The sequence below is a fragment of the Kitasatospora sp. NPDC043950 genome (assembly GCF_056435345.1).
On record NZ_JBWKER010000001.1, the window covers coordinates 122,533 to 130,940 of the forward strand.

The following is an 8,408-nucleotide window of genomic DNA, read 5'->3' on the forward strand; positions in this document are numbered from 1 at the left end:
TGTGGAAGCTATCCACCCATCACAAAAGAACCACCCCCCCCCCCCCCCCCCCCCCCCCCCCCCCCCCCCCCCCCCCCCCCCCCCCCCCCCCCCCACGGCGGGTGCCTTCGGCCGGGCAGGGCCCAGCGGAACAGGCCCAGTGGACGGTCCCAGCGGACGGGCCCCACGGAACAGGCCTGGCGGAAAGGCCTAGCGGAACAGCCGGTCGCCGCTGTTGGCCATGCGGTGGGTGCCGCTGTGGCGGTTCACCCAGTCACGGACGAGGTTGATGGCATTGGCGCACTGCCAGCTGTTGTCGTACTCGCGCACGCCGGTGAAGGCGCCGTAGCCCGCGATGATGCCGTCCACACCCGCATCGCCGAGCAGCTTGTCGACGTACCACGGGTCGTTGTAGGTGGTCGTCCAGGACAGCGTGGCCGCGAGCCGCCCGGCGGCGCGGTCCCCGGCCCCCTTCTTCAGCTCCGCACACGTGTTGTAGGTGGCCTCCGTACAGTTGCCGAAGCCCTTGGTGATGTCGGAGTCGCCGTAGTCCATCGCCCGGTGACCGGCCGGGAATCCGGAACCGGACCGGTTGAAGGCGCCCTGGACCTGGTCGCGGGTACCGGTGGACGTGATGCCCTCCAGCGGGCCGAGCCTGCCTTCCAGGCTCTGCCAACCCCTGCCGCCGACGTCCGGGGTGTTGCCGCCGTGGTACTCGAAGAAGCCGTAGAGGACCTGGATCCCGGCTGCCGTCAGCCGCTGCGCCTTGTCGCGCAGTCCGGCGACGCTGCACGTGCGGTTGGGCTGCTCCCCGCAGTAGTTCGGGTCCTTGATGTCCAGCCAGACCAGCGACAGCCGGCGTCCGGCGTTGGCGTTGGAGAGGATGCGGTCGATCATGCTGTCGAAGCTGGGGCCCAGGCGGTTCTCACCGGCCGAGGAACAGTCGTGGTAGGCACGCCATTCGTTCGGGTTCCACCAGGCGCAGACGTCGATCTCGATGGCGTTGGCGCCGTGGCCGAGCGCGGCGTCCACCCCGTCCAGGGTGTCGACCCGGTGCGCGATGGCGTAGATCGCGTGACGCGAATCGGCCGCCGCCGCAGGGGTCGTACCGAGCGCGGTGAGGCCGACGATCCCGCACAGTGCCGCCAGCAGCGCCAGCACCTTCCGCGCACCGGTGCCGTGCCTGAGGTGAGTGGTCAAGAAACGTACTCCTCGATGTCGGTGCCCTGAAGCCGTCGCCGATGGACGGCCGCCCCCGATCCAGGACTGGTCATGTCCGCCTCAGTCTGACACTGGTTCGTGGCCGGTACGGGGCGAACCGCGCAAATCCTCCGCTAAAGTCCGTCGCGCGAGGCCAACTCGGCCCGGAGCGCGGACACATGCTCGTCGGCGGACTCGTGCGGCAGGAACTCGACCGGGTCCAGGAAGCGGAACAGCACCCGGCTCTCGGTGACGGCGAACTCGTAGTCGCCGAACCCGACCACCGCCCCCGTGCCGCCCCGCACCGCCCCGCGGACGGCGGCCACCGTCAGCTCGTCCACTCCGCCGGGCGCCGTCGCCCGGCGCCTGGCGTTCGGCCGGGCCAGGTACGGGCACACCATCGCCGCGTAGAGCATGCAGGCCCGGTGACCGGGCCCCTCCATCGTCGGCGCGAGGTTGCGGTACGGCCGCCCCTCGGCGAGCGCGGCGGCGATCGCCGCGCTCTCCGCCGCTCCGACCACGCGCCACACGGGGCCCCGGGCCATGAACCCCCCGCACACCGAACAGAGGCGCTCCAGCGCGCAGTTCGCGCTGCGCTCGTGGTCGGTCAACGCGAACTGCGGCTCGCCGCCCCGCCACGGCGTGACCGCCGGCACCGGATAGCCCCGGACGTCCCGGGGCCGCTCCCCCACCCGCTCCGGCATCGGCACCGCATCGAATCGCACGCTCCCATCCTCGCCGCCCCCCGCGCCGCTGTCGACCTCCGACGCGGCGGCCGCCCCGCGCGGCGGGCGCGGGGCGGCCGGTGGTCCGGGTGCGGCTCCCGGTGGATCGTCCGAGCGGCGGGCCAGGACCTAGTTCCAGATGCCGGTGATGTCACCGGCGTTGGCCGCGTTGCCCGCGTGGGTGGTGGCGCCGGCGAGGTCCTCCAGGGTCCGCAGCACGTTGTAGTGGTTGTAGGTCGCGGCGGAGGTGCTGCCGGGGGTCACGTGGGCGCCGTAGAAGACGGTCGGGATGCGGTTGCCCGCGAGCCGGTTGTCCTCGTCGAAGGTGACCACGAGCAGGCTGTTGTGACTCTTGGCCCAGGTGGCGTAGGCGCCGAGGTTGTTCTTGATCCAGGTGTCGCCGGTGCCGACCGAGCAGTCGTGCATGTCGCTGCAGAGGTTCGGCACGACGAAGGAGACGTTCGGCAGGGTGGTGTAGTCGGTCGGGAACTGGGCGAAGGTCCTGGCCGAGTTCAGCGGGACGTTGCCGAAGCCGAACCAGGGGTTGTGCTTCTGCGCGTACTTGCCGCTGCTGCACGCGGTGCTGCCCTGCGCGGGCAGGGTCTCGTTGTAACTGGCCCAGGTCCTGCCGGCGGCGGTGACCTCGGAGGCCAGGTTGGGGCCCTGGAGGGCGCCGACGGAGACGCAGCTGTCGTCGGTGACGCCCTGGGTGGAGCCGGAGAACAGGGCGTAGTAGTTCGGCTGGCTGGGGTGGGTGATGCCGAACGACTGGGTGAGGTTGGCGCCGCCGGTGGCCAGGGAGTTGAGGTAGGGGGCGCTGCTGCTGCCGACGACCTGGCTGTAGGCGTGGTTCTCCATCACCACGACGACGATGTGGTCGGGCGCGGGCAGGGCGGCGGCCTGCGCGGTGGAGGCGGTGGCGGCCCAGAGGCCGGCGGAGGCCGCGACCAGGGCTGCCACCGAGCCGAGGGCGGTGGCGGTGCGACGGGAGCCGGGCTTGGTGGACGAAGTCATGACAATTCCTCGGGTAGGGAGCGGCCCGGGCGCGGACGCTCGATCAGGCCCGCGCGACGAACCGTTCTAGTACGGCGTGCCGTTGGCGAAGTCGCGGGCGACGGTGGACTCGACGGTGGTCAGCACGCCGGGGTCGGTGGTGATCAGGCCCAGCTCGCGGTTGTTGTTCAGCGAGTTGTCGGAGAAGTTCTCCGAACCGGCGAACACCTTGGCCGAGGGCGTGCCGTAGTCGGCGACGATCGCCTTGGCGTGGATGTACAGGCCCGTAGTCGAGGAGTAGGTGACCACCTGGCCGCCGGCCGTGACCACCTGGTCGAAGTAGCTGCTGTAGGACGAGGGGTTCATGCCCACCACCCGCACGGTGACGCCCCGGCCGGCGGCCGCGGCGACCGCGTCCACCAGGGCCTGGTCGCCGAACTCCAGCTGCTCCAGGTCCAGCGTGTGCTGCGCGCCGTTGATCAGGTCCAGCAGGCGGGCCTGCGAGTCGGTGGGCGACCAGACCAGGTTGTCGCCGTCGGAGGGGGTGATCGAGGTCTGGGCGTAGTCGGCGGCGAAGACCTGCTCGATCGCGGCGACGTCGTTGGCGTCGGTGTCGACGACGCCGTAGTCGCGGCTGCTGGAGTAGTAGGTGGAGTCCAGGTTCCCGGTCAGGATCAGGGACTTGGCGCCGTCCACGGTGACGGTCTTCTGGTGGGTGTAGACGAACGCGGAGGAGGAGTACGTCACCCCGACGCCGGCGGCCCGCAGGGCCGAGTAGGCGGCGCCGTTGACCGAGGTGTGCCGGCCGTCGAGGATCACCCGGACGGTGAGGCCGGCCCGCTGGCGGCCGATCAGGGCGTTGACGGCGGTGGTGTCGCGCAGCTCGTACATGGTCACGTCGACCGAGCGGGTGGCCGAGTTGATGAGGTCGTAGACGACGCCGTGGTCCCGGTCCGGGAACACGATCGGCGTGTACGTGGCGGCGGTGGCGGCGGTGGCGGCCTGGGCGGTGCCGGACAGCGGTATCAGGCCGGCGGCGGCGAGCAGCAGCGCGCCGGCCCGGCGCGCGGAGGTGGCCAGGGGCATGCGGAACTCCACGATCGATGAGGGGGAAGGCCTGGGCGAAGGTGCGGGAGCACGCGCGAGGCGCCCGAACAGCATCGGGTGGATCGGTCGACGCGGGTAGACGACAGCAGGTAAAACCTTGACCCCGGGTCGGGAAACGGATGGTGCGGCCGATCGGGTTCACTTTGCCAGCCGCAGGCCCCTCCGGTGATAGTGGATCTTCGAGGACGTGGCCGGACGCCGCGTCAGCCGAGTGAGAGAACAGAGGATCATGGCGAAGATCAGCCTTCTGCGTCCGCTCGCGGTGGCGGCCGCGGGTGTCGTCCTGCTGGCGACCGGAGCCGCGCACGCCGTGGCCGCCGACCAGGGCACCACCGGGGCGCCCACCCCGGACACGGCCGCGGTGCGCGCCGCCCTCCAGTCGACCACCGACGCGGGCGCCCCGGGCGCCTTCGCGGTGATCCGCGACCACGGCGACGCCGAGTCCACCCGGTCGCTGGCCGTCGGCAAGGCCGATCTGGACGGCACCCCGATGAACTCCTCGTGGAGGTTCCGGGTCGGCAGCAACAGCAAGATGTTCAACGCCGTTCTCGTGATGCAGCTGGCGGAGCAGGGCCTGATCGACCTCGACAAGCCGCTGCGCGACTACCTGCCGGCCGGCACCCTGCCGGACACCTGGACCATGACGGGCCGCCAGGTCATGGAGCACCGCGCCGGGATCTACGACCACACCAACGACCTGCTGGAGCAGGCCGGTGAGGAGACCACCAGCGCCTTCGAGGCGCGCATCCGCACCAACGTGTACGCGCCGCGCGACCTGGTGGCGATGTCCGTCAAGCACGGCCAGCAGTACACGCCCGGGAGCCGGTACTCCTACTCCAACACCGACTTCGTCCTGATGGGCCTCGCGGTCGAGCACCTCACCGGCCGCCCCTACGAGGACGTCCTGCGCGAGCGGATCATCGAGCCGCTGGGCCTGAGCAAGACCTCCTTCGTCGTGCCCGACCAGGACATCCAGGGCGCGCACGTCACCGGTTACCTCACCAACGACGACCGCACCAAGCCGCTGCTGGACTCCACCGCGCAGACCGGCTCCTGGGTGTGGACGGCCGGCGCGGTCATCTCCGACGCCGCGGACCTCGACCACTTCCTCACCGCGCTGATGGCGGGCAGCTCCGGCGGGCTGGTCTCGGACGACTCGCTGAAGCAGATGACGGCCGCCCTGGCCACCCCCACCGCCAAGATCAGCTACGGCCTCGGGCTGCGCCGCATCTCGCTGTCCTGCGGTGACGTGTACGGCCACGGCGGCATCGTCCAGGGCTTCCAGACCCAGTCGTTCGCCACCCCGGACGGCAAGCGCTCCGTCGTCGTGTTCGCCAACGCCTCCAACAACGGCTCCGTGACGCAGGGCCTGATGAACGCGCTGGAGCCGGCCTTCTGCGGCAAGAAGCCGACCGTCGCGCCGCGGACCTCGTTCGCCCCGAGCGCCTTCGCCGAGAACCACACGCTGCCGGTGGTCGAGGACACCCGGATCTGACCGTCCCGCACAGTCCGCCGCTCACGCGCCCGCACGGCCCACCCGCCGTGCGGGCGTGCGCGTTTCGCCCGCCACCGGGCTTCCCGCCTCACCCCGTCCGGCGCCGCCCCTGCCGGGGGCCGTCCGCGCTGAGGTCGGTGAGCGCCTCGGTGAGGAGTTCGCGGGCCTCCTCGGCGCGGCCCTGCTCGATCAGGGCGGTGCCGAGCTCGGTGAGGGTCTTGGTCATGCTGTCCGGCCGGCCGATCTCCTCGTAGTGGGTCAGGGCCTGCCGGTAGGCCTTCTCGGCCGCCGGCCAGCGCCCCAGCGCGGCGCGGTCCAGGCCGAGTTCGTGTGCCGTCATGGCCGCCGCCAGGTGCATCAGCGGCGAGGACCAGCGCTCCACCAGCTCCAACGCGCCGGCCAGCGCGCGCCGGCGGGACTCCACCGCCTCCTCGGCCCGGCCCGAGTCGCGCAGGCAGTTGGCCGCGCCGCGCAGCGTGACCAGCCGGCCGATCCAGCCGGAGCGGCTGTTGACGGCGGCGAAGGTGTCCGCGGCCCGGTGGTAGGCGTCGATGGCCTCCCGGTGCCGGTGCAGGTGCCGAAGGCCTGCCGCGAGGTAGGTCAGCGCCCAGCCCTCCTGCTCGCGGGCGCCGATCCGGCGAGCCAGTTCCAGCCCCTCGTTGGCCAGGTCGATGCCGCGCTGGTAGCGGTGCAGGCAGGTGACGTACGTCCACGCCAGGTAGTTGACGTGGACGGCCTCGGCCAGCTGGTCGCCGCAGGCGCGGGCCGCGTCGACCGACAGTTGGAAGACCTCGGCCCAGATGTCCCAGCTCAGCAGCCGGTCGGAGAACCAGTGCATGGCCTCGGCGGTGTCGATCACCTCCCGGTGCCGGCCGGCGGCGAAGGCCTGGTGGAGGGCGGCCAGCCACTCCGGGTGCTCCTCCTCCAGCCAGCGCGCCGCCTCGGTGAGCGGCACCGGGGGGCCGGTCCGGTCCGCGTCGGCGTCGGGATCGGTGTCGGGGTCCGCCGTCGCGTGGTCCGGGTCGAACCGAAGGCCGTACTCGGCGGCCCGGTTCAGCAGCCAGTCACCAGCCCCTGCCCGGGCCCGCGCCACCGCCTCGGGGCCCTCGTCGGCGCCGAGCCGCTCGCCCGCGTAGAGCCGGACCAGGTCGTGCAGCCGATAGCGCTCCGGGGTGGCGAGTTGCACCAGCCCGGCGTCGATCAGCTGCTCCAGGACGGGTTCGGTCCGGCCGACCGGCAGGCCCGCGTAGGCGGCGGCGACGGCGGCGGTGAAGTCGTGCCCGGCGGTCAGTGCCGACCGGCGCAGCACCAGCTGGGATTCGGCCGGCAGCCGCCGGTAGGACAGCGCGAAGGCCGGACGGACGGCCAGGTCCCCGGTCTCCAGCAGGTCCAACCGGTGCTCCTCGGCGGCCAGTTGGCGCACCAGATGACTGACCGGCTGCTGCGGGCGGGCCACCAGCCGCTGCCCGGCGATGCGCAGCGCGAGCGGCAGGTAGCCGCAGAGCCGGGCCAGTTCGGCGGTGGCGTCGGGCGCCGCGTCGATCCGCTCGCGGCCGGCGATCCGGGCCAGCAGGTCGGCGGCCTCGCCCGGGGCCAGGGCGTCCAGCCGCAGGCGGAGCACCGACTCCAGTCCGGGCAGGGTGTTGCGGCTGGTCACCAGGGTCACGGCGGGCCCGGAGCCGGGCAGCAGCGGGCGCACCTGGCTCTCGTCGGCGGCGTTGTCCAGGACCAGGACGAGCCGGCGCTCGCGCACCAGGGCCCGGTAGAGGCCGGCCCGCTCCTCCGTCCCGGCGGGCACCGCGTTGTCGGCGACGCCCAGGGCGCGCAGCACCTGGCCGAGCGCGTCGCGGGCGGAGAGCGGGGTGGCGGCCATGCCGCCGAGGTCGAGCGAGAGCTGCCCGTCGGGGAAGGAGGGGGCCAGGGTGTGGGCGGCGTGCAGGGCGAAGGCGGTCTTGCCCAGGCCGGGCTGACCGCTGATCAGCACCACCCGGGGGTGGGCGGGTCGGTCGTCCTCGGCCAGCTCGGCCAGCAGGGCGAGGGCGTTCTCGCGGGCGGTGAAGTCGGCGATGTCGCGGGGCAGCGCGAGGGCGCCCGGCACGAGCGGGACGGGGGGCACGGCGTCCCCGGTCTCGGCCGGTCCGGCGGGGGCCGGGGCGGGGGCGGCCGGCCCGCGGGTGGGGGCGGCGGCCGGCACCGGCCTGGTCCCCCGGGGGCGGCCGCACTGAGCGGCGCGGTCCAGCGCGGCGGTTTGCGGGGCGTCCAGGCCCAGCGTCTCGGCCAGGGCCCGGACGGTGCGCCGCTGCGGCCCGCGGGTGCGGCCTCGCTCCATGTCACCGACGGCGCGCAGACTGACGCCGGCCGCCGCGGCGAGCTCCTCCTGGGTCAGGCCCGCCGCCACCCGGTGCCCGGCCAGCAGGCGGCCGAAGTCGCCGGCCCCCTCGGACTCCGTGCCCGCTCCCGTGCCGCTCACAGCCGTCATGTCCCGCCCCTGCTAGCGCCGTTACTTCTGCCAGGCGTTGTGCCTGATCGACCGTCCCAGGCAGAAGTATGCCCGGGCAGAAGTATGCCTCGCACCCAGCCCTTTCCCAGCATCGAGCGCCCAGCTCAGGCGCCGGGCACCCCGGTGCGGGCCGCGGCGTCCCACCTGCTGGTGGGACGGCCGCGCGTGCTGGTTCTGCCCATAGTTCCGCCTGTGGTTGTGCCGATCGGACGGGACGAGCGGGATGGGCGGGATGGGCGGGACGGGCAGGATGGGCAGGACGAGCGGGATGGGCATGACGAACGGGACGAGCGGGACGAGCGGGGCAGGGCTGCTGCTGCGGGGGGGGGGGGGGGGGACGGCCCCCCCCCCCCCCCCCCCAGGCCCAGGGCACCCTCCATCTTGTTCCCGCTCCCCCTGTGGTTCGGCC

Annotated in this window: 6 protein-coding genes; 1 reads left to right on the top strand and 5 read right to left on the bottom strand. The window is 73.1% G+C overall.

Annotation, left to right across the window (positions count from 1 at the left end):
• Positions 1 to 189 precede the first annotated feature (189 nt).
• The 4 genes from AC07BF_RS00540 to AC07BF_RS00555 all read right to left on the bottom strand — a co-directional run bounded on the left by AC07BF_RS00540 (position 190) and on the right by AC07BF_RS00555 (position 3,983).
• Positions 190 to 1,179, bottom strand: a complete 990-nt coding sequence (locus AC07BF_RS00540) for a PI-PLC domain-containing protein (protein WP_363589482.1) — start codon at positions 1,177 to 1,179, stop codon at positions 190 to 192.
• Positions 1,180 to 1,313: 134 nt separating this feature from the next.
• Positions 1,314 to 1,904, bottom strand: coding sequence for a hypothetical protein (locus AC07BF_RS00545; RefSeq protein ID WP_400334238.1), 591 nt, complete (start codon positions 1,902 to 1,904; stop codon positions 1,314 to 1,316).
• Positions 1,905 to 2,033: 129 nt separating this feature from the next.
• Positions 2,034 to 2,918, bottom strand: coding sequence for an alkaline phosphatase family protein (locus AC07BF_RS00550; RefSeq protein WP_363630467.1), 885 nt, complete (start codon positions 2,916 to 2,918; stop codon positions 2,034 to 2,036).
• Positions 2,919 to 2,984: 66 nt separating this feature from the next.
• Positions 2,985 to 3,983: a phospholipase D-like domain-containing protein gene (locus AC07BF_RS00555; RefSeq protein ID WP_363630465.1), complete on the bottom strand. Its 999-nt coding sequence runs from the start codon at positions 3,981 to 3,983 to the stop codon at positions 2,985 to 2,987.
• A 250-nt stretch (positions 3,984 to 4,233) separates the two neighbouring features.
• Between AC07BF_RS00555 and AC07BF_RS00560 the strand changes: the two genes are divergently transcribed.
• Complete coding sequence (locus AC07BF_RS00560) at positions 4,234 to 5,499, top strand: serine hydrolase domain-containing protein (RefSeq protein WP_363630463.1); 1,266 nt, start codon at positions 4,234 to 4,236, stop codon at positions 5,497 to 5,499.
• Positions 5,500 to 5,587: 88 nt separating this feature from the next.
• Here AC07BF_RS00560 and AC07BF_RS00565 read toward each other — a convergent pair whose 3' ends face one another.
• Entirely contained in the window at positions 5,588 to 7,978 is a 2,391-nt protein-coding gene (locus AC07BF_RS00565) for an ATP-binding protein (protein ID WP_478332689.1), read from the bottom strand.
• Positions 7,979 to 8,408: the final 430 nt, after the last annotated feature.

Bases quoted from the DNA above. Each gene is read 5' to 3' on its own strand.
- AC07BF_RS00550 (WP_363630467.1), bottom strand. From the start codon at position 2,918: ATGACTTCGTCCACCAAGCCCGGCTCCCGTCGCACCGCCACCGCCCTC.
- AC07BF_RS00555 (WP_363630465.1), bottom strand. From the start codon at position 3,983: ATGCCCCTGGCCACCTCCGCGCGCCGGGCCGGCGCGCTGCTGCTCGCC.
- AC07BF_RS00560 (WP_363630463.1), top strand. From the start codon at position 4,234: ATGGCGAAGATCAGCCTTCTGCGTCCGCTCGCGGTGGCGGCCGCGGGT.
- AC07BF_RS00565 (WP_478332689.1), bottom strand. From the start codon at position 7,978: ATGACGGCTGTGAGCGGCACGGGAGCGGGCACGGAGTCCGAGGGGGCC.